This is a genomic window from Noviherbaspirillum agri (assembly GCF_054780595.1).
Window position 1 is genome coordinate 363,695 of record NZ_BAAGWA010000002.1, and the last position, 26,915, is coordinate 390,609.

The 26,915-nt window shown below is 58.2% G+C and carries 24 protein-coding genes and 1 tRNA gene; 16 read left to right on the forward strand and 9 right to left on the reverse strand.

Annotation, left to right across the window (positions count from 1 at the left end; all coding sequences use genetic code 11):
* Positions 1-23 precede the first annotated feature (23 nt).
* From ACYVIA_RS04380 to ACYVIA_RS04405, 6 genes are all read right to left on the reverse strand, one after another.
* Positions 24-944: a Tim44 domain-containing protein gene (locus ACYVIA_RS04380; RefSeq protein WP_460838245.1), complete on the reverse strand. Its 921-nt coding sequence runs from the start codon at positions 942-944 to the stop codon at positions 24-26.
* Between the two features lie 9 nt (positions 945-953).
* A complete protein-coding gene (gene ubiE / locus ACYVIA_RS04385) occupies positions 954-1,688 on the reverse strand; it encodes a bifunctional demethylmenaquinone methyltransferase/2-methoxy-6-polyprenyl-1,4-benzoquinol methylase UbiE (RefSeq protein WP_460838247.1) in 735 nt (244 codons plus the stop codon).
* A gap of 131 nt (positions 1,689-1,819) precedes the next feature.
* Complete coding sequence (locus ACYVIA_RS04390; RefSeq protein WP_460838722.1) at positions 1,820-2,242, reverse strand: gamma-butyrobetaine hydroxylase family protein; 423 nt, start codon at positions 2,240-2,242, stop codon at positions 1,820-1,822.
* A gap of 1 nt (position 2,243) precedes the next feature.
* Positions 2,244-2,684 (reverse strand): HIT family protein, encoded by a 441-nt coding sequence (locus ACYVIA_RS04395; protein ID WP_460838249.1) that lies wholly within the window; start codon positions 2,682-2,684, stop codon positions 2,244-2,246.
* A 7-nt stretch (positions 2,685-2,691) separates the two neighbouring features.
* Positions 2,692-6,693, reverse strand: coding sequence for a DUF3683 domain-containing protein (locus ACYVIA_RS04400; RefSeq protein ID WP_460838251.1), 4,002 nt, complete (start codon positions 6,691-6,693; stop codon positions 2,692-2,694).
* A 124-nt stretch (positions 6,694-6,817) separates the two neighbouring features.
* A complete protein-coding gene (locus ACYVIA_RS04405; RefSeq protein ID WP_460838253.1) occupies positions 6,818-7,306 on the reverse strand; it encodes a YqaA family protein in 489 nt (162 codons plus the stop codon).
* 143 nt (positions 7,307-7,449) lie between these two features.
* On the opposite strand from ACYVIA_RS04405, the gene ilvA reads away from it, so the two are divergent.
* From ilvA to ACYVIA_RS04440, 7 genes are all read left to right on the forward strand, one after another.
* Complete coding sequence (gene ilvA, locus ACYVIA_RS04410) at positions 7,450-8,973, forward strand: threonine ammonia-lyase, biosynthetic (RefSeq protein ID WP_460838255.1); 1,524 nt, start codon at positions 7,450-7,452, stop codon at positions 8,971-8,973.
* An 87-nt stretch (positions 8,974-9,060) separates the two neighbouring features.
* Positions 9,061-9,900 carry an NADPH-dependent 7-cyano-7-deazaguanine reductase QueF gene (queF, locus tag ACYVIA_RS04415; RefSeq protein ID WP_460838258.1) on the forward strand — a complete coding sequence of 280 codons (840 nt, stop codon included), beginning with the start codon at positions 9,061-9,063 and terminating at the stop codon, positions 9,898-9,900.
* A 348-nt stretch (positions 9,901-10,248) separates the two neighbouring features.
* Complete coding sequence (locus tag ACYVIA_RS04420) at positions 10,249-10,716, forward strand: PTS sugar transporter subunit IIA (protein WP_460838260.1); 468 nt, start codon at positions 10,249-10,251, stop codon at positions 10,714-10,716.
* Between the two features lie 17 nt (positions 10,717-10,733).
* Positions 10,734-11,672 carry an HPr(Ser) kinase/phosphatase gene (gene hprK, locus ACYVIA_RS04425; RefSeq protein WP_460838263.1) on the forward strand — a complete coding sequence of 313 codons (939 nt, stop codon included), beginning with the start codon at positions 10,734-10,736 and terminating at the stop codon, positions 11,670-11,672.
* 138 nt (positions 11,673-11,810) lie between these two features.
* Entirely contained in the window at positions 11,811-12,674 is an 864-nt protein-coding gene (rapZ, locus tag ACYVIA_RS04430; protein WP_460838264.1) for an RNase adapter RapZ, read from the forward strand.
* Positions 12,675-12,683: 9 nt separating this feature from the next.
* Positions 12,684-13,307 carry an LON peptidase substrate-binding domain-containing protein gene (locus tag ACYVIA_RS04435; protein WP_460838266.1) on the forward strand — a complete coding sequence of 208 codons (624 nt, stop codon included), beginning with the start codon at positions 12,684-12,686 and terminating at the stop codon, positions 13,305-13,307.
* 253 nt (positions 13,308-13,560) lie between these two features.
* Positions 13,561-14,646: a GGDEF domain-containing protein gene (locus ACYVIA_RS04440; RefSeq protein ID WP_460838267.1), complete on the forward strand. Its 1,086-nt coding sequence runs from the start codon at positions 13,561-13,563 to the stop codon at positions 14,644-14,646.
* Between the two features lie 6 nt (positions 14,647-14,652).
* On the opposite strand, the gene mutY is transcribed toward ACYVIA_RS04440, so the two are convergent.
* The 3 genes from mutY to mutM are packed head-to-tail and all read right to left on the reverse strand — an operon-like array spanning position 14,653 to position 18,584.
* Entirely contained in the window at positions 14,653-15,777 is a 1,125-nt protein-coding gene (mutY, locus tag ACYVIA_RS04445; RefSeq protein ID WP_460838269.1) for an A/G-specific adenine glycosylase, read from the reverse strand.
* Positions 15,778-17,715: a dynamin family protein gene (locus ACYVIA_RS04450; protein ID WP_460838270.1), complete on the reverse strand. Its 1,938-nt coding sequence runs from the start codon at positions 17,713-17,715 to the stop codon at positions 15,778-15,780.
* 47 nt (positions 17,716-17,762) lie between these two features.
* A complete protein-coding gene (mutM, locus tag ACYVIA_RS04455; RefSeq protein ID WP_460838272.1) occupies positions 17,763-18,584 on the reverse strand; it encodes a bifunctional DNA-formamidopyrimidine glycosylase/DNA-(apurinic or apyrimidinic site) lyase in 822 nt (273 codons plus the stop codon).
* Between the two features lie 128 nt (positions 18,585-18,712).
* Here mutM and ACYVIA_RS04460 point away from each other — a divergent pair, with 128 nt between their 5' ends.
* The 9 genes from ACYVIA_RS04460 (at position 18,713) to ychF (ending at position 26,894) form a co-directional block, all read left to right on the forward strand.
* Positions 18,713-20,512: a tetratricopeptide repeat protein gene (locus ACYVIA_RS04460; RefSeq protein ID WP_460838274.1), complete on the forward strand. Its 1,800-nt coding sequence runs from the start codon at positions 18,713-18,715 to the stop codon at positions 20,510-20,512.
* Positions 20,509-21,150: an outer membrane lipoprotein LolB gene (locus tag ACYVIA_RS04465; protein ID WP_460838275.1), complete on the forward strand. Its 642-nt coding sequence runs from the start codon at positions 20,509-20,511 to the stop codon at positions 21,148-21,150. Before ACYVIA_RS04460 ends, ACYVIA_RS04465 begins: the two co-directional genes overlap by 4 nt.
* Positions 21,135-22,016, forward strand: coding sequence for a 4-(cytidine 5'-diphospho)-2-C-methyl-D-erythritol kinase (gene ispE / locus ACYVIA_RS04470; protein ID WP_460838277.1), 882 nt, complete (start codon positions 21,135-21,137; stop codon positions 22,014-22,016). The genes ACYVIA_RS04465 and ispE overlap by 16 nt, the downstream gene beginning before the upstream one ends.
* Positions 22,017-22,071: 55 nt before the next feature.
* A tRNA-Gln gene (locus ACYVIA_RS04475) sits at positions 22,072-22,148 on the forward strand.
* 96 nt (positions 22,149-22,244) lie between these two features.
* Positions 22,245-23,195, forward strand: a complete 951-nt coding sequence (locus ACYVIA_RS04480) for a ribose-phosphate pyrophosphokinase (RefSeq protein WP_460838278.1) — start codon at positions 22,245-22,247, stop codon at positions 23,193-23,195.
* Between the two features lie 101 nt (positions 23,196-23,296).
* Positions 23,297-23,902 (forward strand): 50S ribosomal protein L25/general stress protein Ctc, encoded by a 606-nt coding sequence (locus tag ACYVIA_RS04485; RefSeq protein ID WP_460838280.1) that lies wholly within the window; start codon positions 23,297-23,299, stop codon positions 23,900-23,902.
* Between the two features lie 167 nt (positions 23,903-24,069).
* On the forward strand, positions 24,070-24,645 hold the full coding sequence (gene pth, locus ACYVIA_RS04490; protein WP_460838281.1) for an aminoacyl-tRNA hydrolase: 576 nt from the start codon (positions 24,070-24,072) through the stop codon (positions 24,643-24,645).
* The gene (locus ACYVIA_RS04495; RefSeq protein WP_460838283.1) at positions 24,642-25,742 is read left to right on the forward strand and encodes a patatin-like phospholipase family protein; all 1,101 of its coding nucleotides are present in this window, start codon (positions 24,642-24,644) and stop codon (positions 25,740-25,742) included. The genes pth and ACYVIA_RS04495 overlap by 4 nt, the downstream gene beginning before the upstream one ends.
* A gap of 60 nt (positions 25,743-25,802) precedes the next feature.
* A complete protein-coding gene (ychF, locus tag ACYVIA_RS04500) occupies positions 25,803-26,894 on the forward strand; it encodes a redox-regulated ATPase YchF (protein ID WP_460838285.1) in 1,092 nt (363 codons plus the stop codon).
* The last annotated feature ends 21 nt before the right edge of the window (positions 26,895-26,915 follow it).

Consider the following 26,915-nt stretch of genomic DNA (forward strand, 5'->3'; position numbering starts at 1 on the left):
TGCCGATGGTTATTTCAGTCGGCTCAGGATAATTGTTGGATCCCTGCCAGCAGCCAACCGCCCTGGCCGGACACTGGCTTAGTCAGATTCCAGACTTCCGCGAACGGCTCCGCGGGCGCATTCTCGGCTTCCTTGATCATGCCGGAGAAGCGGACACTGGCAAGGTATTCATGGCCGACCGTCTCCAGTCCGACCAGGTCGGCATCGAGCGAGACGACATCGGTGTGATTCGGCGAGGCGCCACGCTCTTGCAGTTGCAGGCGCAGTTCACCAAACATTTCCGGCGTCGTGAATTCCCGGATGTCGTTCACTTCCGCGCGGTCCCATGCCGCCTGCAGGCGAATGAAGTACGTCTTTGCACTGCGCAGGAAAGCCGGCACATCGAAATCCGCCGGGATGTTCAGCACGCCGGCATCTGCCGTATTGCTTGCCGCGTTGCCCTGGAATGCAGCTGGTTGCACTCTTGGTTCAATGCGCGAACCGATTTCCGGCGTGTCGACGCCAGAGGAGTATCCGCCTGCGTAAGCCTCGCGAGCATGCGCATCCGGTGCCTTGCGACGAAACATCCGGTAGATGAACATGGCGGCAAGTGCCAGGAGCGCGACCATCAGTATGGTGCTGATGATGCTGGCCAGCGCGCCGCCGATGCCGAGATGCGACAGCAGCGCGCCCAAGCCCAGGCCAAGCAGTGCTCCGCCGAGAATATTGCGCCACGGACTTGCAGGCTTTGGTGCAGTCTGCGCGCCCGGCGCGGCGGCCGACTTCTGCTGGCTGGCGCTGTTCATCTGGTTTTGTGACGGCTGCTGTGCGGGCGCCTGGCGGCTGATGCCTTGCGACTGCCGTCCAAAGGACCCACCACCACCCATTCTGCGGGCTTCGGCTTCGGTTACGACCATGGATGCGGCACTTACGGCAACCATCAGGGCAATCAACAATCTTTTCATGACACTCTCCTACAGTTTGATCCCTGTATGCAGTGCGGCGACCCCGGCGGTCAGGTTGAAATACTCGACACGTTCCAGGCCGGCGTCCTGCATCATCTTCTTCAGGGTTTCCTGATCCGGGTGCATGCGGATCGATTCGGCCAGATAGCGATAGCTTTCCGAGTCATTGGCGATCTGCTTGCCCAGCCACGGCAGGACCGAGAACGAATACACGTCGTAGGGCTTTTGCAGGGGCTCCCAGACTTTCGAGAACTCCAGCACCAGCAATTTTCCACCCGGTTTCAGCACTCGCTGCATTTCCGCCAGCGCCGCATCCTTGTGCGTCATGTTGCGCAGGCCGAAAGCCACGCTCACCCGATCGAAGTAATTGCTGGGGAATGGCAGCTTCTCTGCATCACACAGCAACGTTGGCGTCGCCAGCCCCTTGTTCAAGAGCCTGTCACGCCCGACACGCAGCATCGACTCATTGATATCCGTCAGCCAGACTTCGCCGGTTGGCCCAGCCTGCTTCGCAAAGGCCTTTGCCAGGTCGCCGGTACCGCCGGCGATGTCCAGCACCTTGAAGCCGGGACGCACACCTGCCTGGGCGATGGTGAAGGTTTTCCACAAACGGTGGAGCCCACCGGACATCAGGTCGTTCATCACGTCGTACTTGCTTGCAACGGAATGAAAAACCTGTGCGACTTTCTGCGCCTTTTCTTCCTCGGGGACGGTCTGGTAACCGAAATGCGTTGTATTCGTCATGGGAACGGCCTTTTTAATCGAAGCCGCATTATACAAGTGCAGACAGGCAGCGTCGCCAAGCGTTCCCATGAGCGAGATCCTGATTAGCGGATTTTCTTGCCCGCAATCAAAGTGCACCTCGTGGCGACGGATCAGTGGTGACCGCAGCCGCCCTTTTCGGCCAGCATGGGCGCATCGCGTCCTGTTTCACGGGTAAAGTCCGCTGCTTCAAGACGTTTCAGATAGTCTTCCCAGAGCTGGGATTGATTGGTACCGAGCCAGTACAGGTAGTCCCAAGTGTAGATCCCGGTATTGTGCTCATCGGAAAAATGCGGCTGAACCGCATAGTTTCCGACGGGTTCCAACGCCGTGATGAGTACGTTGCGTTTGCCGGTCTGCAGCACTTCCTGCCCCGCACCATGGCCGCGCACCTCGGCGGACGGGGAATACACGCGCAGGAACTCGAACGGCAGGGAAAACACTTCGCCGCTGTCGAATGCGATTTCCAGCACGCGGGATTGTTTATGCACAGTCAGTGCGGTTGGCACCATGTTGGTCTTTGGGGAGTCGGCCATATCAGAGTAAGGACTGGTCAAACCGGTCAAGAATCACTTCGCGCAGCTTCGGCAAAAGTGACTGGCGTTTCTGCAGTTCAGCCGACGCCGGCGTCCGCTTGATTTCGCCCCAGATCGGATTGGGGAAATGCGCATCGTCCTCATAGCGCGGTATCACATGCCAATGCACATGCGGCACCACGTTGCCAAGGCTGGCGACGTTGATCTTGTGCGGCTGCATCACTTCGCGCACCGCTTCCTCCACCTGCCATACCGCGGCGATCAGGATGGCGCGGTCCGCAGTGGACAGGTCGGTCATCTCCCGCACATGTGCATTCCAGATGACGCGGCAAAAGCCGGGGTAATTCTCATCGTCGACCAGCACGATGCGATAGTTGTCGTCCCGGTAGATCACCTCGCCACCGGGCTGGATGCACAATTCGCAGGGAGATTCTTTCACCATAGGTCTCTTATACCAACACGCGTTCGATGCCACCGTTATTGGCGCGCTCGACGTATTCCGGCAGCCAGTTCTCGCCGAGCAAGTGCTTGGCCATCTCGATCACGATGTAGTCTGCGGTCGTGCCGGAGTCCTCGTTGTAGCGTGACAAGCCCTGGAAGCACGACGGGCAGGACGTCAGGATCTTGACCTCGCCGCTGAATCCGTCGGCGCGCAGCTTGTCGGCACCCTTGCGCATTTCCTCTTCCTTGCGGAAGCGCACCTGCGTCGAAATGTCCGGGCGGCTGACACCGAAGGTACCCGACTCACCGCAGCAGCGGTCGTTCTTCTCGACCTTCTGCCCGTCGACGGTGGTAATCAGTGCATTCACCGTCTTCAGCGAATCCTGCAGCTTCATCGGATTGTGGCAAGGCTCGTGATACATGTAGCGAACACCGCCAACACCTTCAAGCTTCACACCCTTTTCCAGCAGATACTCGTGGATGTCGATGATCCGGCAGCCCGGGAAAATCTTCTCGAATTCATAGCTCTGCAACTGGTCGTAGCAGGTACCGCACGACACTACGACCGTCTTGATATCAAGGTAGTTCAGCGTGTTGGCGACGCGATGGAAGAGGACCCGGTTGTCCGTCATCATCTTCTCGGCCTTGTCGTACTGACCGGTGCCGCGCTGCGGATAGCCGCAGCACAGATAGCCCGGCGGCAGCACCGTCTGCACGCCGACATGCCACAACATTGCCTGCGTCGCGAGGCCAACCTGCGAGAACAGGCGCTCGGAACCACAGCCAGGAAAGTAGAACACGGCTTCCGTATCGGCCGTGGTCTTTTTCGGGTCGCGGATGATCGGCACGACCTTGTCGTCTTCGATATCGAGCAGCGCACGCGCGGTCTTCTTCGGCAGGTTGCCAGGCATCTTCTTGTTGATGAAGTGGATCACCTGTTCCTTGACGGGCGGTTTGCCGTGCGTTGCCGGCGGAGCCTTGGTCTGCTTCCTGGCAAGTTTCTTCAGTACGTCATTTGCCAGGCGCTGCGCCTTAAAGCCGAGTCCGGTCATGGCAGCGCGCGTAGCATTGATCGTTGCCGGATCCGTCGCGTTCAGAAAGAACATCGCGGCAGTGGTGCCGGGGTTGAACGATTTCTTACCCATCTTGCGCAGCAGGTTGCGCATGTTCATCGATACATCACCGAAGTCGATATCGACCGGGCACGGCGTGAAGCATTTATGGCAGACCGTGCAGTGGTCGGCAACGTCTTCGAACTCTTCCCAGTGTTTGATCGACACGCCGCGGCGGGTCTGCTCTTCGTACAGGAAGGCTTCGACCAGTAGTGACGTTGCGAGGATCTTGTTGCGCGGCGAATAAAGAAGATTCGCACGCGGCACGTGCGTCGAGCACACGGGTTTGCATTTGCCGCAGCGCAGGCAGTCCTTCACGCTGTTCGCAATGGCGCCGATATCGCTTTGCTGCATGATCAGCGATTCATGCCCCATCAAGCCGAACGACGGCGTGTACGCATTGCGCAAGTCTGCCGGCATGCTCGGGTCGTTTAACAGCTTGCCCTTGTTGAATCGCCCTTCCGGATCGACGCGCAACTTGTAGTCGCGGAAATCACTGATTTCCTCTTCCGTCAGGAATTCGAGCTTGGTGATGCCGATGCCGTGTTCGCCGGAGATCACGCCGTTCAGCGAACGCGCCAGCACCATGATGCGTGCCACGGCCGCGTGCGCGTCCTGCAGCATTTCATAGTGGTCGGAGTTGACGGGCAGGTTCGTATGTACGTTGCCGTCGCCCGCATGCATGTGCAAGGCGACGAACACACGTCCGCGCAGCACGCGCTTGTGAATGGCGCTGCATTCGTCAAGGATCAGCTTGAACGCGCCACCGTTGAAGATTTGACGCAACGGTCCACGCAGCTCTGCCTTCCACGATACGCGCACAGTACGGTCCTGCACGACGTGGAATACATTGGCCTCCGGCTGGCGCGTCAATCGCTCGTCGAAGGTATCGACCAACTTGTCGAGGCCGAGTACGGCCAGCTCCGACTTTGCATCGCGCAGCGGTTTGTCGAGCTGCGTCAGCAGGTAAGTCCAGCGTGCATGTGTCGCATCGATCAGCTGCAATGCCTGGGTGACGCGGTCACCGAGCAATTCTTCCGGCGGAATGTCATGCACGTCCGCATCATCGCTCTTGCCGAGCGGCAGATGGCCGGCAACAAAGAAGGCGCGCAGCTCATTCAGCAATTGCAGCTTGTTCTTGATCGACAGCTCGATGTTGATACGCTCGATGCCGTCGGTGTATTCCCCCATCCGGTTTAACGGGATGACGACGTCTTCATTGATCTTGAACGCGTTCGTGTGCTTAGCGATCGCCGCGGTACGTGCGCGATCCAGCCAGAATTTCTTGCGCGTCTCCGGCGTTACCGCGACGAAACCTTCACCAACGCGCGTATTCGCGATACGGATCACTTCGGACGCCGCGCGCGCCACTGCCTCTTCGTCGTCACCGACGATGTCGCCGAACAGCGCCATCTTCGGCAGCACACCGCGCTTGGACTTGGTCGCATAGCCGACCGCGCGCAGGTAGCGTTCGTCGAGGTGCTCAAGGCCGGCGAGGATTGCGCCGCCCTTCTTCGACTCGGCGTCGAGGTAATCCTTGATTTCGACAATCGACGGGATCGCATCGCGCGCCTGACCAAAGAATTCGAGGCACACCGTGCGCGTGTACTTCGGCATCTTGTGCAGGATCCAACGTGCCGATGTGATCAGGCCGTCGCAACCCTCCTTTTGCACGCCCGGCAGTCCGGCGAGGAACTTGTCCGTGACGTCCTTGCCGAGGCCTTCCTTGCGGAAGCGGCGGCCTTCGATTTCGAGGTATTCGGTCTTGAACGGCTTGTTGCCCTTGCCCTTGTCGGCGGGATGCGTCCATTCGAGCTTGAATTTCGCCACCGGAGCGTCGTGGATCTTGCCGAGGTTGTGCTCGATCCGGGTGACTTCCAGCCAGTCGCCGTTCGGGTCGACCATGCGCCAGCTCGCAAGGTTATCCAGCGCGGTGCCCCATAACACGGCTTTCTTGCCGCCGGCGTTCATTGCGACATTGCCGCCAACGCAGGAGGCCTCTGCCGACGTCGGATCGACCGCGAAGACGAAACCTGCCTTTTCCGCCGCATCCGAGACGCGTTTCGTGACCACGCCAGCGCCTGTATAGATGGTGGCATAGGGACGGTCGACGCCAGGCAGCACGGTCATTTCGACCTGCCCGATCTGCTCGAGTTTTTCGGTATTGATGACGGCCGACATGGGCGTGAGGGGTACGGCACCGCCGGTATAGCCGGTACCGCCTCCGCGCGGGATGATCGTCAGACCGAGTTCGATACAGGCCTTCACCAAACCCGCCATTTCGTCCTCGCCATCTGGCGTCAGCACGACGAACGGATACTCGACGCGCCAGTCGGTGGCGTCCGTCACGTGCGACACGCGCGACAGGCCGTCGAACTTGATGTTGTCCTTTGCCGTGTAGCGGCCCAGCACTTTGGTCGCGCGCTTGCGCAGGTCGTACATGCGGCGGAATTCTTCGCCGAAGTCTGCGACGGCTTTCCTCGCCGCTATCACCAGCACTTCGACGTTGGCGCTGCGGCGCTTGGTCTGCGGATCGCCGCTTGCCTCGAGGTCGGTACTTGTACGGCGCTTTTCGACCTCGGACAGGCGATGGTTCAGCGCCTCGATCAGGTCCTGGCGGCGCTTCGGATTGTCGAGCAGGTCGTCCTGCAGGTAAGGATTGCGACGAACAACCCAGATATCGCCCAGCACTTCGTACAGCATGCGGGCGGAACGGCCGGTCTGGCGCTCCCCGCGCAGCTCGTCGAGAATCCGCCATGACTCTTCGCCGAGCAGGCGGATCACGATTTCGCGATCGGAAAACGAGGTGTAGTTGTACGGGATTTCGCGCAAGCGCGTCGGAACCGCGCCACTTGGGGCGTCAGAAAGCAAAGCTTGGAGTTGTGCTGGGGCGTTCATCAAAAAATTGGCGGACTAACGCTAAAAAAGCATTCTAACGTATTGCGTTGCATCAAGCGGCAACAGCCTTACGCTGCATGCGGCTAAATTAGGGCAAAAATTGGCAAAAAGCTGCGATCCTGCATTAAAAGAGGTTGACCACCTGCCTCCAGAAGCCGTCGGGAACGTACAACAGCAGCGACGTCATCGTCACATAACGCAGGAATTTGCCGATCGCCATATAGAACACGCATGGCCAGAAAGGCAATTTCAACCAACCGCCGAGGGTACACAAGGGGTCTCCGATAGCGGGCAGCCACGCCAGGAGCATGGTTTTGGGGCCATACCGCTCCAACCACCCGAACCAGTGGGTCTCGCGCTCCTTCGCAAAGGCCTGCTTTGCACCGTAGCCCATCCAGTAGTCGATGATGCCGCCAATCGTATTACCGACGGTGGCCACCGCAATCGCCGGCCAGAACAAGGCGCCATTGGCCTTGATGACTGCAAAGACCGCCGGCTCCGAACCAAGCGGAAGAAGAGTCGCCGAAATCACGCTGATCAGGAATACCGTAGGCAGCCCGACATCGGGAAGTGCAAGGACGTTTAACAGCCAGCGGATTGCGGATTCGATCATCGTGTGCGAGGAATACGCCGCTTGAAGACAATGCGGACGGGCCAGAAATGGAGCGATGCACGGGAATCGCCAAGGGCGTCCATTATAATGATCCGTTCCCCGGAATGCCGCGCCGGCCGGCGCACGCTCGAAATACCTAGCCTATGACCACCGACTACCTGAAGAAGATCCTGACCGCCCGCGTCTATGACGTTGCTGTTGAATCCCCCCTCGAATTTGCCCCGACCCTGTCCCAGCGGACGAATAACAAAATCTACCTGAAGCGCGAAGACGTGCAGAGCGTGTTCAGCTTCAAGCTGCGCGGTGCTTATAACAAGATGGCGAACCTGACGCCCGCACAGCTCAAGCGCGGCGTCATCTGCGCGTCAGCGGGCAACCATGCGCAGGGCGTGGCGCTGTCAGCGGCAAAGCTCGGCTGCCGTGCGGTCATCGTCATGCCGACGACCACACCGCCGGTCAAGATCGACGCGGTGAAGTCGCGCGGTGGCGAAGTGGTGCTGTTCGGCGATTCGTATACCGATGCGTACAACCATGCACTGACCCTCGAGAAGAAGCACAAGCTGACCTTCGTCCATCCATTTGACGATCCCGATGTCATCGCCGGCCAAGGCACGATCGCGATGGAGATCCTGCGCCAGCGCCCGGGGCCGATCCATGCGATCTTCGTTGCGATCGGTGGTGGCGGCCTGATTGCGGGTGTGGCGGCCTACATCAAGGCGATCCGGCCCGAGATCAAGATCATCGGCGTACAGACCACCGACTCCGACGCAATGGCGCGCAGCCTGAAGGCGGGACGACGCGTCACTTTGCCGGACGTCGGTCTGTTTTCCGACGGTACCGCGGTCAAGCTGGTGGGCGAAGAGACATTCCGCATCGCGAAGATGTACGTGGATGACGTGATCGTCGTCGACACCGATGCCGTCTGCGCGGCAATCAAGGATGTTTTCCAGGATACCCGCAGCATTCTGGAGCCGGCCGGCGCGCTCGCCGTTGCCGGCGCCAAGGAGTATGTGGAGCGCGCAATAGCGAACAAGAAGCCGCTCAAGGATGAAGTGCTGGTGACAGTCGCGTGCGGCGCCAACATGAACTTCGACCGTCTACGCTACGTCGCCGAACGCGCGGAAGTCGGCGAGGCGCGCGAGGCGGTGCTGGCGGTCACGATCCCGGAAGAGCGCGGCAGCTTCAAGCGCTTCTGCGAACTGACTGGCGGCCGCAATGTGACCGAGTTCGTCTATCGCATCAGTGACGAGAAAGAGGCGCATGTGTTCGTCGGCGTGCAAATCTCCAGCCGCGACGAATCAGCCAAGCTCGCAAAGAACTTCGAGAAGCACGGCTTCAAGGCGCTCGACCTGACGCACGACGAACTCGCCAAGTTGCATATCCGGCATCTGGTCGGCGGCAAGAGTCCGCTCGCGCACAATGAATTGCTGTACCGTTTTGAATTCCCGGAGCGCCCCGGCGCGCTGATGCGCTTCCTCGACAGCATGGCGCCCAACTGGAACATCAGCCTGTTCCATTATCGCAACCAGGGCGGCGATGTCGGCCGCATCCTGGTGGGGCTGCAAGTACCGAAGAAGGAAATGAAGGCTTTCCGCGAATTCCTGTCGACGCTCGGTTACCGTCACTGGGATGAAAGCGAAAACCCCGCGTACAAGCTGTTCCTGTAACTCAAACGCGGGCGAACCGGCAAGGTCGCCCGCTGTCATAGGAATTTCAGGAACTACCGTTCCGCTCGACCTTTCTCACACCGCTTCATGACCACGCCCAATCAGCCGGAAGCCTCTCCACTCGGCAAGACCACCAGCTACCAGTCCGAATACACTCCCGGCCTGCTGTTTCCAATCCCGCGCCAGCAGAAACGCGAAGAGATCGGCATCACGGGTACCCTGCCCTTTTTCGGCGTCGACATCTGGAATGCGTACGAACTGTCATGGCTGAACATGCGCGGCAAGCCGCAGGTCGCAATCGCGACGTTCACCGTGCCGGCCGATTCGCCGAACATCATCGAATCGAAGTCATTCAAGCTCTATCTGAATTCATTCAACCAGACACGGCTCGAATCGCCGGATGCGCTCGTGGAGACTTTACGCACCGACCTGTCTGCAGGATTCGATGCGCCGGTACAGGTGAAACTCACCCTGCCCGATGCTTTTTCCACGCTGCAGATGGGGGAGCTGGAAGGATTGCTGCTGGACCGGCTGGATATCGAAGTCAGCAATTACACGCCAAATCCATCCCTGCTGACGGCAAATCATCACGAAGCGATGGTCGAGGAAACGCTGACGTCGCACCTCTTGAAATCAAACTGCCTCGTCACGGGGCAACCGGACTGGGGCAGCGTGCAAATCCGTTACGTTGGCGCACAGATCAATCAGGAGGGCTTGCTGCAGTATCTGATCGGGTTCCGCAACCACAACGAGTTCCATGAACAATGCGTGGAACGCATCTTCATGGATATCCTGCGGCAATGCCGGCCACAGAAGTTATCGGTCTATGCGCGCTACACCCGTCGCGGTGGGCTGGACATCAATCCCTGGCGCAGTAACTTTACGACGGGGCAGCGGCCGAGCAATTTACGGAACGCGCGGCAGTAGCGCCGGATAGGGGCGCTCCCCTTCAGGCTGCGACATGAAGAAAAGCTGTTAATGAGTGCGGGATCAATGCATTTCAGAGATAGGCGTTTGCATTCTTGCTCAGGTGCGCTTTGGAAACTTCGTCGCGGCGCCGGACTCAAATGCCTTTCTACGAGATGTCAGACGCGCGTCGGCACACGCCGGAATACTCAGTCACTGACAATTGTTAACAATCTCGTATTGAATCCCTGCCTTGGATCAATATTGTTTCCGTCAATCACCATATGCTTCGGATTGCACATCGCCCAAAGAGGCCTATAATGCGTCTCGAAAACTCACCTTGTGCGATGCAACATATCGCTTAGTGACATGACAACACTCGCAAAAATTCTTTCTGCAACGAACGTCGTCCTTGATCTTGAAGTGTCGAGCAAGAAGCGCGCATTCGAGCAGGCAGGATTGATTTTTGAAAATAACTGCGGCATCGCCCGTTCCGTCGTGTCGGACAACCTGTTTGCCCGTGAGCGCCTCGGCTCAACTGGCCTTGGCCACGGTGTCGCCGTTCCGCATGGCCGCATCAAGGGCTTGAAGGCACCGCTCGCCGCTTTCGTGAGACTGAAGGATCCGATTCCATTCGAATCGCCCGATGGCCAACCGGTGAAGATGCTGGTTTTCCTGCTGATTCCGGACCACGTGACGCAACAGCATCTGGAAATTCTGTCCGAAATCGCTGAGATGTTTTCCGACGAAGCCTTCCGCAACCTGCTCGCCAGCGATACTGATCCTGCCTCTGTGCATGCCCGCATCCTCGACTGGCAACCCAGTCTTCACGCATAACCGGTTTCATCCGCGCCATGCCGGCATCCACACACCTGACAATTCAGCAGCTTTACGACGACACGAGGGAAGCGCTTCAACTCGGATGGTTTGCGGGTTTTCCTGGCGGAGAGCGTCGCATTTCCGGTGATGCAACGTCGGCCGCAGACCAGGTCGGCCACCTCAACCTGATCCATCCCGGCCGACTACAGGTTTTCGGGCACCAGGAAATCCAGTACTACAACAAACTTTCACCGGTGTCGCGCAAGTACCAGACGGAAGAGCTGGTCAATGGCGAGCCGCCCGCGTTTATTATCGCGCAAGGATTGGAGACGCCGCCGTACATCCTGGCTGTCTGTGACGAGAAGAACATTCCGCTTTTCTCTACGCCGCTGCCTGCCGCGCAGGTAATTGACTATCTCCGCGTCTACCTCTCCAAGGAACTGGCACAGCGCATCACGATGCATGGCGTGTTCATGGATGTGCTTGGTGTCGGTGTACTGATTACCGGCGAGTCCGGTCTCGGCAAGAGCGAACTCGGTCTTGAATTGATTTCGCGAAATCACGGCCTGGTTGCGGACGATGCCGTCGAATTTGCCCGCATCGCCCCCAACATGATCGAGGGTCGCTGCCCGCCATTGCTGCAGAACCTGCTGGAAGTGCGCGGCCTGGGGCTTCTCGATATCAAGACCATCTTCGGCGAAACCGCAGTGCGCCGGAAAATGCGCCTGAAACTGATCGTGCATCTCGTGCGCCGCAGCACCCTGGAAGAGAACTACGAACGCCTGCCGCTGCACTCCCAGACCGAAGAAGTGCTCGGCCTGCCGATCCGCAAGGTGATCATTCCCGTCGAGGCTGGCCGCAACCTCGCGGTTCTGCTGGAAGCTGCTGTACGCAACACGATTCTTCAGTTGCGCGGAATCGACACGCTCAAGGAGTTCATGGAGCGGCAGCAAAAGGCCATGGGCAGCGACTAGCGTGGCGCTGGCGCTGCATTGCGACTCCAAGCCGGCCTTGGGATCGGCCCGCGCATTCGTGTAGCAGCAACCTGTTCGGGCCAATTTGCACAGGGACTATCCGGACCACGCGCATCGCTTGCGGTATGATTAAGCCCTATGCGCATTATCCTCATCACTGGCATTTCCGGCTCCGGCAAATCCGTTGGTCTGAATGCACTTGAAGACGCCGGTTATTTTTGCGTCGACAACCTGCCGCCCAAGCTATTACGCCAACTCGTCACAACCCGGCTCGAAGACGACGAAAAATACCTGGCGGTGGCGATGGACGTGCGCAGTGCAGACTCACTTGCCGGGCTGCCAGCCGACATCCGCCTCCTGAAAGAAGAGGGTCACGATGTCAAAGTACTATTCCTGACAGCCAAGACAGAATCCCTGATCACCCGCTTTTCCGAGACACGACGCAGCCACCCCTTGTCTCACAGGGTCAATCCGGGCAAATCTTCCCAGGATCAACCGACCCTGACAGAATGCATCCTGCGGGAGCGCGAGATGCTCGCCGGTATTGAACAGATCAGTCACGTCATTGATACGTCGGGCTTGAGCGCCAACAAGCTGCGCACCTGGATCAAAGACTTGGTCGGCACAGAACGCACTCCGCTGACACTGCTGTTCGAATCGTTCGCCTTCAAATTCGGTGTTCCACTCGATGCGGACCTGGTGTTTGACGTCCGCGTTCTGCCCAATCCCTTCTACGACACGGCGCTCCGGCCATTTACCGGCCGCGATGAACCTGTGATCGCGTTTCTGGATGCGCAGACGCATGCCGCAGAACTGCTTGCGGACATCCGCGCCTTTATCGAGAAATGGCTGCCCGCGTTCAAGAGTGACAACCGCAGCTACCTGACCGTCGCGATTGGCTGCACCGGCGGGCAGCATCGATCAGTCTACATGGTCGAACAACTCGCAAAGCATTTCCGCGCTACCGAGCGTGTGCTGCTGCGGCACCGCGAACTGACGTAATTTACCAAGATGCAAAGCGACAGCTGGCTTCCCCTCTTCCCCCTCAAGACCGTTCTCTTCCCCGGTGGCGTATTGCCGCTGAAGGTATTCGAGACGCGTTACATCGACATGCTGCGCGAATGCATGAAACGGGATGCGCCTTTCGGCGTCGTGCTGATCAAGAATGGCCAGGAAGTCGGCGTTGCGGCCGAACCGGAGGATGTTGGATGCATCGCCAACATTACCGGCTGGGACATGAAGGACCTCGGCGTCATGATGCTGCGTACGCACGGCGGGGAGCGCTTCCGCATTCTCGAAACGCGCGTCCTTCCCGACCAGCGCCTTGAAGCCCGCGTTGAAATGATCGCTGCAGACAAGCCCATTCCGATCAGCGACATTCACGTCAGCTGCGCGAAAACCCTGAAGCTTGTGATCGATGACGTAGACGCGAAGGGACATGCGGAACAGGGCGATGAGTTCATCAGCCCGTTCTCGCAGCCGATGCAACTGGAAAATGCCGCATGGGTTGCCAACCGCTGGTGCGAAATCCTGCCAATCCCGCTCAAGGCCAGGCAAAAACTGCTCGAGCTCGACGACGCACAAAGCCGCCTCTCCATCGTTCACCAGTACCTGCAGCAGCACAAGATCCTGTAGCAACTTTCAAGCGCGGCAAATCCATCTCGCCGTTATCTAAACGACAATTTCATCGCATGACCACGTGAATGCGGCAGCATCTCCCGCGCCTTTTCGTCTCCAGTTTGTCACTACGCAAAATCGCCGGCAGGTATTCGTAGGATAAATAGCAGGTTGCCTCCTTCACGGCAACATTTCCCGCAACCTGCCGTGCAGTCAAACTGGGACAACCTTGAGCGCAAATCGTATGTTATTGGATGATGCACGCGAAACCATGCGGTCTGAGTCCATCAACCGCCGCAAGAGTATGCAGTCACTGCGCATACCTCAGGTTTCGCCCATCGGCCTGATATCGATGCTGTATGCGATCAGCCTGTACATCTTTTACCGGCAAGGCTTCATCGGCGGAACGACCTTCCTTGGCGTTGCGGGCATCGTGTTATGTGCGGTCGGCCTTTTTTATGCGGCGTTCAAGCTCGGCATCAACGATCGCTTCGACGAACCCAGCCTGATGCTGCCGCAGTTGGTGACTGTGCTGATGATCATGCTGCCGGTCGCCTATGTGGAGCCAGCCACACAAATCGCGCTGGTTCCTTTTGTCCTGATCGCATTCTCATTCGGGATATTCCGCCTGTCGACACCGTCGCTTATCCTGCTTTCGCTCGGCTGCCTGGCAGCCTATCTCGGGATCATCACAATGCGCTGGCATGTGGAAGGGTCAGAATACCGCTGGCGTGCAGACCTGGTGCAATGGGTGGTGCTGGCACTTACCCTCCCCGGCATGATCATCGTCGGCAAGCAGATACAGAACCTGCGCCAGCTACTGAAAGCAACGCGCTACCAGCTCGAGCACTATGAAGAAAAATCGGTGCGGGATGAGCTGACCGGCCTCTACAACCGCCGGCAGATTCAGTCGGAGCTGGAACAGGCAAAACTGCATGCGGACACGTGTTCAGTGCCATTCTCCATCTGCCTGATCGACATTGACCGCTTCAAGGAGATCAATGATACCTACGGCCACTTGGCCGGCGATACGATCCTCCGCGAGTTTTCACGCGTTGCGCTCGACAGCATTCGCGACACCGATATCCTCGGCCGATATGGTGGCGACGAATTCATGCAGATCCTGCGTGACACCGATGTGAAAGGCGCGGTCATGCATGCCGAGCGTCTGCGCGTCTACGCGCATTTTCTTGATTTCCAGAAGATCCTCGCGCAGAAGCATATTTCCCTGTCGATCGGTGTGGCGCAATATCGCAGGGGCGAGAAGATAACTGACCTGATATCGCGCGCGGATTCAGCCTTGTACCAGGCCAAGCAACTAGGCCGCAACCGCGTTGAGTGGGTCGAAGCCGCCTGACGCGGTTCATACGAACAAGGCAGGCTCGCGAAATATTGCAAGCAACAGTTTTTTCACTGGCGCCGGCAATGGTGCATCTGCAAGCCTTATCGTCGGATACCAGACGCGATGTCCCTGCTCCACGCCAAGACCGCGCTGCATCAAGCGAACCTGAAACGGCTGCACGTGCAACTTGAAGTGCGTAAAAACATGAGAAAACGGCTGCAATCGCTCGCATGATTCGAGCTCACCGAAAGGGGCGACTTCCATCGCGATTGCATCCGGCTGCAGCTCACCATCTTGAGCTTCAATTTCAGGCAAAGACAGCAAGCCACCCCATATGCCAGTATCCGGACGCTGTTCCAGCAGAACATGATCCTGATGAGAAATGACGAGCATGGTCGTCCTCTTTTCCGGGATCTTCTTTTTAGGTTTGCGCTCAGGCAGCAAATGCACGCGAGCGGTCGCATAAGCCACGCAGCGCTCGACCAGCGGACAGGTCTTGCATGACGGACGGCTACGGGTGCAAATGGTGGCACCAAGATCCATCAACCCTTGGGTGTACGCCTCTAAATCCTGGTGCGGCAGCAGCGCAACCGCGCGTCGCCACAGCTGGTCTTCAACGGGCTTTGCCCCCGGAAAACCATCGACACCAAACACGCGACAGAACACCCGCTTGACGTTGCCATCGAGGATAGCCGCACGCGTGCCAAAGGCGAAGGCCGCAATCGCCGCGGCGGTGGAACGGCCAATCCCCGGCAGATCCGCCAACAGTACGGGGTCACTCGGGAAAACGCCGCCGTATTCGGCAACCACGCGTTGCGCGCAACGATGCAGATTGCGTGCACGGGTGTAGTAGCCTAACCCGCTCCAATGCGCCATCACGTCTTCAGATGGTGCGGATGCGAGCGACGCCACATCCGGGAAGCGCGCAAGGAACCGCTGATAGTAAGGAATAACCGCGGCCACCTGCGTCTGCTGCAACATGATTTCGGACAGCCAGATGCGATAGGCGTCGCGCGTGTTCTGCCAGGGCAGCGCATGGCGCCCATGCTGCTTTTGCCAGCAAATGACGTCTTTGGAAAATCCGGGGTCGGAATAAGCCTGGACCGCACCGGGAGCATCCGCCGGTGCCGGGACGACATGCTTCATTTACGCTGCTGCCTTGAGCGTCACCAGTTCTGATGCCACCGCATCTTTAAGTTCGGCATCCAGTCGAAGCAGTGTCCGTTTCTGCCCATCGAGCTCAGCCTGCATGCTTTCGAGGTCCTGCACCTTGTCTTCAAGACTGTCCGTGGCCATATGAATGCGCTCGATCGCCTGCTTCCGTTTTTTCAGTTGCGCGCGATGCTCCCAAATCTGTGCCTCGAGCGGCGCCATCACCACTTTCAGCCAAGCCTCGACATCTCGGTTGGCTTGCAGAAAGCTCTGCTTCACGCGCGAGGCAATCGAGTCGAAGAATTTGGTCATCAATGCCACTTGCGGCATTGTCAGGATTGCAGCCGTACCGAACTGTTTGTGATACACATCCTCGATGAGTTCGATCTCCTTGCGATACTTGTCGAGCGAGAATGGCATCGGCGTGGACAGCGCGAGACCATGCTCCGTCGAGAACTTACGGTACATCACACTCATCATCTCGGTGATTTCTTCCGTCTTCCGCCCCGACAGCGCGAGGTTGTGCTGGACCTTCGCGAAGAAATCCCGCACCGCCTGGCGCAGCCCGGATGAAAACTTGCTGCTCTCCATTGCGTCGCGCGCCGTGCGGATATCTTCCTTGAGGATGTCCATCCCGAGGCTGGTGAACACTTCAGTCGAAAGTCGGGTAAAGACTGCTCGGGTTCCCTGCAGTTTCAGAAGGCTGCTGTCGAACTCTTTCTTCTCGAGATCGACGCGCTTCATCATGTGCTCGACAATCGTCAGGTTCTTGCCGCGCAAGCTCTTGAGCTCGACCAGTTGTTCGACGACGCTGCGCAGGCGCGCATCCAGCAATGCCAGCTTTGAGGCGGTCAGCTCACCAATGTCCGCCACCAGTTGGCCGCGTACGATTTCCTGCTTGCGCGGAATGAGTTCGCCCGACAGCGCAGTCTCCAGCGCGGGAAGGCGGCTCTTCTTGAGCAGTTCGGCATCAAGATTGACTTTGCCGACGAGACCTTTTTGCGCAGATACCGGGAACACCTGGTGCTTGGACAACTGCAGCGTATGAGCGACCGATTCCACCTGGCGATCGATCTGCCCCTCAATTTCAGCCGGGCTTCGCAGCTCGTCCCACATGCTGTCGATCTTGTTCAACACCACCATGCGTGCAGGGCCGGCGCCAATATGGTCGCGCCACACGTCGATATCGCTCCTGGTCACGCCAGTATCCGCCGCGAGAATGAACAGCACCGCATGTGCATTCGGTATCAGGTTCAGCGTCAGTTCCGGCTCGGTGCCGATCGCATTCAAACCCGGCGTATCGACAATGACCAAACCCTGCTTCAACAACGGATGCGGAAAATTGACGATTGCGTGTCTCCACTGCGAAATTTCGACCAAGCCGTCGTCGCCGATGGCGAGCGCCGCATCGGGGTCGTCTTCATGGAACAAGCCATAACGCTTTGCCTCTTCGACCGGAACCCTCTTTGTCAGGCTTACCTGCTTGAAGGCCTCCAGCATTCCTTCCCCCGAAGTGACATCGAGCGGCAATACGGTCCAGACGTTGCTGCGCTCCTTGAACTCGCTGGTGGACAAGGCCTCCGCGCGCGTTTCGATGGGCAGCAAGCGAATCGACGGCGGAAAGGTCTCGTCGTAGAGCAACTCGGTCGGGCACATCGTCGTGCGCCCGGCCGAAGAAGGAAGAATGCGCTGACCGTAATCGGCAAAGAAGATGGCGTTGATGAGTTCAGACTTGCCGCGTGAAAACTCGGCAACAAATGCAATCGACAGCTTGTCGTCCTTCAATCTTGCATGCAAGCGGGAAAAGCGCTGGTCGCTCGCGGCATCCGCCAATCCCGACGCACCTACGCATTCCCGGTAGCGATCAAGGGCGGACAGCACGCTGTTACGCCAGCTGCTGTATTCCTGGAACCGTTGAACCAGATTACTCACTTTTTCCCCGACTATGAAAATGGATTTGCAGAATCTAGCACCCGGACTCACTTTTGACAATTTGGGCAGTAGAAGGTGGAGCGCTGTCCCTGCCTGATTTGACGCACCGCTGTGCCGCAATGGCGGCACGGCTGACCGGCGCGGTCATAAACAAAATAGCTTTGCTGAAAATATCCCGGCTGGCCATTCACTCCCATGAAATCACGCAGGGTGCTCCCTCCTTGCTCGATCGCGGCAGCAAGCGTCTCGCGAATTGCCTGTGCCAGTCTTTCATAGCGCGCGAGGCTGATTCGCTGCGCCGGCGTCTTCGGATTGATGCCAGCCTTGAACAAGCTCTCCGACGCATAGATGTTTCCCACGCCGACGACAATGTCTCCAGCCAGCAACACCTGTTTAATGGGTGCGCTTCGATTGCGGGTCTTGCTGTATAGCAACTGCGCTGAAAAAGCTTCCTCGAGAGGCTCGGTTCCCAAGCGGCTCAAAAGGATGTGCTCCGCCACATCACCGACGTCCTTACCATGCCAAAGCACGGCACCGAAACGACGCGGATCGCTCATGCGCAGCACTCGCTCTCCGATTTCAAGGTCAAAATGATCATGTTTCCCCGCAGGCGTTTCCTTCGGCAATATCCGCAAATGCCCAGACATCCCCAAATGCACGATCAACGTACCATGATCAAACATGATCAGAAGGTACTTGCCGCGCCTTCCAGTCGAACGAATTACTTGACCGGACAAGAGTTCGGACAACTTCAAAGGAAACGGCCAGCGCAATCCGGTATGTCGCAGGGTCACGGCGGTGACGACTTGGCCCTCAAGATGTGGAGCGACACCGCGGCGGGTTACTTCTACTTCTGGTAATTCGGGCATTGGAAGAGCAAAATATTTGCAATAGGACAAATCTGACGCAGTACCTGCATGATATGACTACGTTACTTCTGCGCATATTGCGCCGATGGGCGTAGAATTGGTTGTGCTTGATTCGCTGGGAACTTCCTTTGAAAAACACTCTTCTCATTGTAACTCTGTCGATCCTGTTGTCGGCCTGTGCAACCCGTCCATCATTTTCCGAGGTTGAAACGTCAAAGGCGCCCAGCCGCGCAGAAGGCCCTTCTCAGAAAAAGCAGATCGATCCGCATGGCTTTGCCGACGCGGCAGCTGAACCAAAGGCTGAAGACCCGCTGCCGGACGTCAAACTAACCGAGGATCTGATCTACAAGTTGCTGGCAGCCGAAGTGGCATTTCAACGCGGCGACTGGCAGACAGCCTTTGTAACCACACTCTCCGTCGCACAGCAAACACGCGACCCCCGCGTCGCCCGGCGCGCGGCCGAATTCGCTCTGAGCGCAAAACAGGCGGAGGAGGCGCTGAGCGCAGTACGGCTCTGGCGTGAACTGGCTCCCCATTCCGACGAAGCCGCGCAGTACTACCTCAGCTTCATCGTCCTAAGCGACGACCTGTCGGAGGCCAAGCCGATTCTCGAGCAGCGACTGAAGGAGGCCCGCCCGCAGACGCGCGGCCTGCTCGCATTCCAGATTCAGCGCCTGCTGGTTCGCGCAAAGAACAAGGATGAGGCATTCGCCCTGCTGGAATCTGTCCTCACGCCCTATCTCGACCAACCGGAGGCGCGCCTTGCCTTGGCCCAGGGCGCTTTTGCCCGTGGCGACGTCGCCCGTGCGCGCCAGGAAGCAAAGAATGCACTCAAGGCGAAGCCCGATTCCGAACTTGCGATACTCGCGCTTGCACAAGTCACTGAGGACAAGGCCGACGCTGCAAAACTGCTCGCAGATTTTGTTTCGCGCTATCCGAAATCGCGCGACGTTCGACTGGCATATGCGCGCATGATGGTGGAGCAGAAGCAGTACGAAAAAGCACGCCACGAATTCGAGGTCATGCTCAAGGAGCAACCTCAGGACCTGTCCACGCTTTATGCACTGGGAGTGCTGAGCGCACAGATCAACGACCTCGATGCTGCAGAAAAATACCTGACAACTTACATGGAACTGCTGGCGACCAAGCCGGACGAGGAACGGGATCCCACGCAGGCCGTGCTGCTACTGGCGCAAATTGCCGAAGAGCGCAAGGACACAGATGCCGCCCTGAAGTGGCTGGCGCAAATCGAACCGGGCGAAGCTTACCTTGCAGCGCAGATCAAGCGCGCGCAGATCGTTGCCAAGCACGGCGATATGGCTGAAGCACGCAGGATGCTGCACGAATCCAGCGCCAGCGGTGAACGGGAACAGGCACAGCTCGTGATTGCCGAAGGCCAGCTCCTGCGCGATGCAAATCAGCTGCAGGAAGCGATCAACGTCTACAGGGCCGGCCTCAAGCGATTCCCGGACAACACTGACCTGCTTTACGACTACGCTATGGCAGCAGAAAAGGGCAGCCAGTGGGAAGCGATGGAAAGCGCCCTGCGCAAAGTCATCGAGCTTGCACCGAACAACCAGCATGCATACAACGCCTTGGGCTATTCGCTTGCCGAGCGCAATATCCGCCTGGACGAGGCCTATAAGTTGATCGAGCAAGCATTGAAGCTTGCGCCGGATGATCCTTTCATCATCGATAGCATGGGATGGGTTCAGTTCCGGCTTGGCCGTCTAAAGGAGGCCGAATCTCTATTGCGTCGAGCCTATGAACTGCGCCCCGATGTCGAAATCGCTGCGCATCTCGGCGAAGTGCTTTGGGTGAAAGGTCAAAAAGACGACGCACAGAAACTATGGCGCGACGCCCAGACCAAGGACCCGCAAAACGACACACTCAAGAGCACATTGGCCCGACTTAATGTGAGCCTATGACCCGCCGCCGTTTCCTGCAGCGCGCATTTGCCGGCGCGCTGCCGATGTTCATTGCGTCTTGTGCGAGCATTGCCCCTCCTCGAGGGGGTAGTGAACCAACGCCATCGGGTGTCGCCGCGACGCGCACCTTCCATGAAATGATTGATCTTGGCGGTCGCCTTTCAGTGCACTACCAGAGCCGCCAAGGGGAAGAGGCTGTACACGGCAGCTTCGTCTGGACACAAACACCCGGGCAAACCGCAGTCACGCTCCTTTCCCCCCTCGGCCAAACCCTGGCAGTGATCGCCGTCACGCCGGACTTCGCAACGCTGAGGCAAGCCGGAAAAATGGCGCGCTCGGCTTCCGATGTCGATGTCCTGACCGCCGAAGCCTTAGGCTGGCCGCTGCCAGTGGCCGGCCTGCGCGAATGGCTGCAAGGATTTGCCGTTGATCGTGCCGGCCGGCGTTTCATCGCCACACCGACCACCGATGAAGTCGTCACTCGGGACGGCTGGCGCATCCGTTATGTCAACTGGCAAGACGGCGATGCTTCAGCGATTGCACAACACCGACCAAAACGCATTGACCTCGCCCGCTTTACCGAACAGGCTGGCGATGTGTCCATCCGCATCATCATCGATACATGGCAAGCACGCTAAACGACTGTCCGGCACCGGCAAAGCTCAACCTGTTCCTGCACGTCACCGGCCGGCGGTCGGACGGCTACCACATGCTGCAGACCGTGTTTCAGTTGCTTGACCATGGCGATCGGTTGCATTTTGAAGTGCGTGATGACGGTATCGTCCACCGGACCACTAATATCCCGGGAGTACCAGAGACGACCGACCTTGTCATACGCGCCGCCAACCTTCTGAAAGAAGTCGTTCGCGACAGGCAGCCGACCGAGCACCTCGGTGCCAATATTGCAGTCGACAAGGGGCTGCCGATGGGCGGTGGCCTGGGTGGTGGGTCGTCCGATGCCGCGACGACGCTCATCGCCCTGAATCACCTGTGGCAAACAGGATTGACGCGCGCCGAACTGATGCGACTCGGACTACAACTTGGTGCCGACGTGCCGTTCTTCGTCTTCGGACAGAACGCGTTTGCCGAGGGCGTCGGCGAAGAACTGGTCGCCGTTAAGACGCCTGACCGTTGGTACGTTGTCATCGAACCTGGCGTTGTTGCACCGACGGCTGCAATATTTTCCAATCCGGAATTGACAAGAAATACGAAAGCGGTCAGAATATCGGACTTTTCCAGCGCCTCCATCGGCTTCGGAAAAAACGACCTGCAAGTCGTGGCAACCAAGCTTTTTCCACCTATTGGACAAGCCATTGAATGGCTCAATCAGTTCGGGGACGCAAGGATGACCGGTTCAGGCGCTTGTGTGTTCTGCGCATTTTCGCAAGAACAGCAGGCAGATGAAGTGCTGAAAGCAGCAGCAAGAACCGGTCCAAAGCAATGGAAGGCATGGAAAGCCAAGGCGATTGAGCGACATCCGCTCTCGCACTTGTTGAAGTCGTAGCTCAAGAATTCGTTTGACGTTGCATGTGATTGCAGCGACAAACAACCGGTTGTGTAGGGGAATCGCCAAGCTGGTTAAGGCACCGGATTTTGATTCCGGCATTCCAAGGTTCGAATCCTTGTTCCCCTGCCATTAAAACAAAGAAGAAACCAATAAGCCGCCAACACGAGACGCAAGTCATGTTTTGGCGGCTTTCCATCTTTTAACCCGATTGAATTTTGGTGTCCCATGGCGCTTGAAAACCTGATGGTCTTTACCGGTAACGCAAATCCGGAGTTAGCCGCGGGGGTTGTCAAGCAACTCGGCATTCCGCTGGGCAAAGCCGTTGTCTCAAAATTTTCCGACGGCGAAGTGATGGTGGAGATCAACGAGAACGTCCGCGGCAAGGATGTCTTCGTTCTGCAATCCACCTGCGCCCCGACCAACGACAACCTGATGGAAATCATGTTGATGGTCGACGCACTCAAGCGCGCTTCCGCAGGGCGTATCACCGCCGCCATCCCGTATTTCGGTTATGCCCGCCAGGACCGTCGCCCGCGCTCTGCCCGCGTGGCGATTTCGGCGAAAGTCGTCGCCAATATGCTGCAGCAGGCAGGCGTCGGCCGAGTCCTGATCATGGACCTGCATGCAGACCAGATCCAGGGCTTCTTCGATATTCCGGTCGACAATATTTACGCATCACCGATCCTGCTGACCGACCTGATCAAGAAGAATTACGACGACCTCCTGGTAGTCTCCCCCGACGTTGGTGGCGTAGTTCGAGCACGCGCGCTGGCGAAACGCCTGAACTGTGATCTGGCTATCATCGACAAACGCCGCCCGAAAGCCAACGTTTCGGAAGTCATGCATATCATCGGCGAAGTCGAAGGCCGCAACTGCGTGATCATGGACGACATGGTTGATACCGCCGGTACGCTGACCAAGGCAGCCGAAGTACTGAAAGAGCGTGGCGCAAAGAAAGTTGTCGCCTACTGTACGCACCCTGTGCTGTCCGGCCCGGCAATCGAACGCATTGCTACGTCGCCGCTTGATGAGCTGGTCGTGACGGATACGATCCCGCTGAGCGCCGCTGCCAAGGCCTGCGCGAAGATCAAGCAACTGACTGCTGCGGAACTGCTGGCAGAAACATTCAAGCGGATCACCAAGGGTGATTCGGTCAGCTCGCTGTTCGTCGATTAAGTTTCTCGGTTTTTCCCTTCCCTCTCCGAGGGAAGGTTTTCCGTCCCCTGGTCGCGGGGGATACAACGCAAGGCTTTGCCTTGCAATTCTTGGAGTCAAAAATGAAAGTTGTTGCATTCCCACGCAAAGAGCAGGGGTCCGGAGCGAGCCGCCGCCTGCGCAAGGCTGGCCAAACCCCAGGCATTATCTACGGCGGCGCCGCTGCACCGGTCGCGATTGCGCTGGATCACAATGCGCTGTTCCATGCGCTGAAGAAGGAAGCATTCCATTCTTCGATCCTCGACATGGAAATTGAAGGCAAGACCGAAAAAGTCCTGCTGCGTGACTTCCAGACTCATGCATACAAGCAGCTGGTCCTGCACGCGGACTTCCAACGCGTTGACCCGAACCAGAAGATCCACGTCAAGGTGCCGCTGCACTTCGTGAACGCGGAAATCTCCCCGGCGGTGAAGCTGGGTGGCGCGGTGATCAGCCATGTGATGAATGAGCTGGACATCTCCTGCCTGCCGGGCGATCTGCCAGAGTTCGTTGAAGTCGACCTGTCAAAGGTGGAAGCGGGCGCTTCCGTGCACCTGTCCGATGTGACCCTGCCGAAGGGCGTGACCGCCGTTGCACACGGTCAGGATAATCCGACCATCGCTACCGCAAGCGTGCCGGCCGGCCAAGTGTCCGCCGAAGATGCTGCTGCCGAAGGCGAGAAGAAGTAATCTGCTCCGACTGCGGTACTCGCGTCCACTCAAAACCCCGTCTTCCGAGACGGGGTTTTTTGTTTTGCGGCGATGGATGGACGATATGACGCGACATCCGGGATAATCCACTCTTTCATTTTGACCACTGTTTCCCGTCGATGACGAGAAATGGACAACGCCACACCATGCCCATTCGCCTAATCGTCGGTCTCGGCAATCCGGGCCCAGAATACGAACAAACACGGCATAACGCCGGCTTCTGGCTGGTTGATAACCTCGCCGGCAACCGGCTGGCGCGCGAGGCTCGCTACAACGCACTCGTCGCAAAGACCAGCATCGCCGGGCAGGAAGTCTGGTTGCTGGAACCGCAAACGTACATGAATCGCTCCGGCCAGTCTGTCGGCGCGTTGGCGCGCTTCTACAAGATTGCACCGGAAGACATCCTGGTCGTTCATGATGAACTGGACCTGCCACCGGGCGCCGCCAAGATAAAAAAAGGCGGATCTGCTGCCGGGCACAATGGCCTGAAAGACATTACGGCGGCGCTCGGCACACAGGAGTACTGGCGCCTGCGTATCGGTATCGGTCACCCCCGCTCCATGAACCTGCAGCAGCAGGTTGCGGATTATGTGCTGCACCGCCCTCGTAAGGAAGAGCAAGCGCTGATCAATGATGCGATCAGCAATAGCCTCGACGTTATTCCGCTGCTTTGTGAAGGAAAGTTTGAAGCGGCGATGATGCGCCTGCATTCAACGAAATGAAGAACGCCCTTGCGATCCATGCGGGTCCGAAGGCGCTTGCGCGTATTCGCAAGCATGGATTGCGCGCGCAGGACATCGCGATCATTCCGGCAGCCGCCGGCGGGCCCAAAGGACTGATCTTCCAGAAGCTGGATCAATGGCTGTTCGGGGAATGGCTACCATCGGCGCCACGGGAACGCACCCTGATCGGCGCATCAATAGGCTCCTGGCGAATGGCGGCGGCCTGTCATGCCGACCCGGTCGCCGCCTTTCAGCGCCTTGGTGACCTGTATTGCGAACAACGCTATCCGCACCGCCCCACCGCACGATACGTCTCCGGCGCATGCACCGACTTCATCTCAACTTTTATTGGCGGTCATGAACACGAGCTCTGCCGGCATCCGCATCACCGCTTGCAGGTATTGACGGTACGCGGGCGCGGTCCTTTCTTGAGGGCGCCGCAAAAAAACCTCGCAATGACAGCAGGGTTTGGCATGGCCGTGATGGGCAATCTTGTCTCTCGGTCACAACTGGCGAGCCACCTCACGCGCGTTGTCGTGGGCGACGAACGGGATCCCGCCCTCTGGCTCAAGGAGAAGTTCGACTCGTTCGAGACGCAGTTTGCGCCGCTCTCCTCCAGCAATGTCGCCAGTGCACTTCTGGCGTCCGGGACTTTGCCATTCACGATGGAGCCGGTGCGCGACATCCCGCTTGCCCCGGTCGGAACGTATTGGGACGGCGGACTGGTCGACTATCATCTCGCACTTCCCTACTCGCGAATTGCCGAGAACCCGGATGGCGGCCTGGTGTTCTACCCGCATTTCACCAACAGGATTGTTCCCGGCTGGCTGGACAAATCACTGCCTTGGCGGCGCGCGAATTTCGGCAGCAACCGTCACTGGCTGGACAACGTCGTGCTGGTCAGCCCTTCCCGCTCCTTCCTGCAGACCTTAACGCGCGGCAAACTACCAGACCGGCAAGACTTTCTGCACTATGGGCAGAACAACGACTTCCGCATCCTTAACTGGAAAATTGCCATTGGCGAGGGCGAGCGGCTGCGCGACGCGCTAGCAGCGTTTGTCGAAAATCCGGATCCAAAGCTCGTGCAGCCGCTCTGACCATGCCCGCCGCTACGGTAAAATAGCGGGTTAATTCATACACTTAGCGAAGCACACACCATGAGTCTTAAATGCGGCATCGTCGGCCTGCCTAACGTCGGCAAATCCACCCTGTTCAATGCACTGACCAAGGCGGGCATTGCTGCAGAAAACTACCCCTTCTGCACTATCGAACCGAACGTCGGCATCGTTGAAGTCCCGGATCCCCGCCTTGATGCATTGTCGGAAATCGTCAAGCCGGAGCGCGTCGTGCCGGCGGTCGTGGAATTCGTCGACATCGCCGGCCTGGTTGCGGGTGCGTCGAAAGGCGAAGGTCTGGGTAACCAGTTCCTCGCACACATCCGCGAGACCGATGCCATCGTCAACGTCGTGCGCTGTTTTGAAGATCCGAATGTTGTGCACGTCGCCGGCAAGGTCAGCCCGCTTGATGATATCGCCGTGATCCAGACCGAACTTGCCCTGGCCGACCTCGGTACCGTCGAGAAAGCCGTCCAGCGTGAGAGCAAGAAAGCCAAGGCCGGCGACAAGGAAGCTATCAAGCTCGTGGCCCTGCTGGAGCGCATCGTGCCGCAGCTTAATGAAGCAAAGCCGGTGCGTGCGATGGGGCTCGACGCAGAACAAATGGCACTGATCAAGTCGCTGTGTCTGATCACGGCAAAGCCGGCAATGTATGTCGCCAACGTCGCCGAGAACGGCTTCACCAACAATCCGCTGCTGGACCAGCTTTCCGCCTACGCGAAAGAGCAGAACGCTCCGATCGTCGCCATCTGTGCTGCAATCGAAGCGGAGATTGCAGATCTCGACGAAGAAGACAAGGGTGCATTCCTCGCCGACATGGGCATGGAAGAACCGGGACTCAATCGCCTGATTCGCGCGGCGTTCAAGCTCCTCGGCCTGCAAACCTACTTCACCGCTGGTGTGAAGGAAGTGCGCGCATGGACCATCCATATCGGCGATACCGCGCCGCAGGCAGCAGGCGTCATCCACACCGACTTCGAACGCGGCTTCATTCGTGCCCAGACGATTTCCTACGAGGACTTCATCACCTACAAGGGCGAACAAGGCGCGAAGGAAGCAGGCAAGATGCGCGCCGAAGGCAAGGAATACATCGTCAAGGATGGCGATGTGCTGAACTTCCTGTTTAACGTCTAACCACTTAGCACTGCCATCATC

Excerpts from the sequence above, each read along its gene's own strand:
- ACYVIA_RS04380 (WP_460838245.1), bottom strand. The coding sequence starts at position 944 with ATGAAAAGATTGTTGATTGCCCTGATGGTTGCCGTAAGTGCCGCATCC.
- ubiE (WP_460838247.1), bottom strand. The coding sequence starts at position 1,688 with ATGACGAATACAACGCATTTCGGTTACCAGACCGTCCCCGAGGAAGAA.
- ACYVIA_RS04390 (WP_460838722.1), bottom strand. The coding sequence starts at position 2,242 with ATGGCCGACTCCCCAAAGACCAACATGGTGCCAACCGCACTGACTGTG.
- ACYVIA_RS04395 (WP_460838249.1), bottom strand. The coding sequence starts at position 2,684 with ATGGTGAAAGAATCTCCCTGCGAATTGTGCATCCAGCCCGGTGGCGAG.
- ACYVIA_RS04400 (WP_460838251.1), bottom strand. The coding sequence starts at position 6,693 with ATGAACGCCCCAGCACAACTCCAAGCTTTGCTTTCTGACGCCCCAAGT.
- ACYVIA_RS04405 (WP_460838253.1), bottom strand. The coding sequence starts at position 7,306 with ATGATCGAATCCGCAATCCGCTGGCTGTTAAACGTCCTTGCACTTCCC.
- ilvA (WP_460838255.1), top strand. The coding sequence starts at position 7,450 with ATGACCACCGACTACCTGAAGAAGATCCTGACCGCCCGCGTCTATGAC.
- queF (WP_460838258.1), top strand. The coding sequence starts at position 9,061 with ATGACCACGCCCAATCAGCCGGAAGCCTCTCCACTCGGCAAGACCACC.
- ACYVIA_RS04420 (WP_460838260.1), top strand. The coding sequence starts at position 10,249 with ATGACAACACTCGCAAAAATTCTTTCTGCAACGAACGTCGTCCTTGAT.
- hprK (WP_460838263.1), top strand. The coding sequence starts at position 10,734 with ATGCCGGCATCCACACACCTGACAATTCAGCAGCTTTACGACGACACG.
- rapZ (WP_460838264.1), top strand. The coding sequence starts at position 11,811 with ATGCGCATTATCCTCATCACTGGCATTTCCGGCTCCGGCAAATCCGTT.
- ACYVIA_RS04435 (WP_460838266.1), top strand. The coding sequence starts at position 12,684 with ATGCAAAGCGACAGCTGGCTTCCCCTCTTCCCCCTCAAGACCGTTCTC.
- ACYVIA_RS04440 (WP_460838267.1), top strand. The coding sequence starts at position 13,561 with ATGCGGTCTGAGTCCATCAACCGCCGCAAGAGTATGCAGTCACTGCGC.
- mutY (WP_460838269.1), bottom strand. The coding sequence starts at position 15,777 with ATGAAGCATGTCGTCCCGGCACCGGCGGATGCTCCCGGTGCGGTCCAG.
- mutM (WP_460838272.1), bottom strand. The coding sequence starts at position 18,584 with ATGCCCGAATTACCAGAAGTAGAAGTAACCCGCCGCGGTGTCGCTCCA.
- ACYVIA_RS04465 (WP_460838275.1), top strand. The coding sequence starts at position 20,509 with ATGACCCGCCGCCGTTTCCTGCAGCGCGCATTTGCCGGCGCGCTGCCG.
- ispE (WP_460838277.1), top strand. The coding sequence starts at position 21,135 with ATGGCAAGCACGCTAAACGACTGTCCGGCACCGGCAAAGCTCAACCTG.
- ACYVIA_RS04480 (WP_460838278.1), top strand. The coding sequence starts at position 22,245 with ATGGCGCTTGAAAACCTGATGGTCTTTACCGGTAACGCAAATCCGGAG.
- ACYVIA_RS04485 (WP_460838280.1), top strand. The coding sequence starts at position 23,297 with ATGAAAGTTGTTGCATTCCCACGCAAAGAGCAGGGGTCCGGAGCGAGC.
- pth (WP_460838281.1), top strand. The coding sequence starts at position 24,070 with ATGCCCATTCGCCTAATCGTCGGTCTCGGCAATCCGGGCCCAGAATAC.
- ACYVIA_RS04495 (WP_460838283.1), top strand. The coding sequence starts at position 24,642 with ATGAAGAACGCCCTTGCGATCCATGCGGGTCCGAAGGCGCTTGCGCGT.
- ychF (WP_460838285.1), top strand. The coding sequence starts at position 25,803 with ATGAGTCTTAAATGCGGCATCGTCGGCCTGCCTAACGTCGGCAAATCC.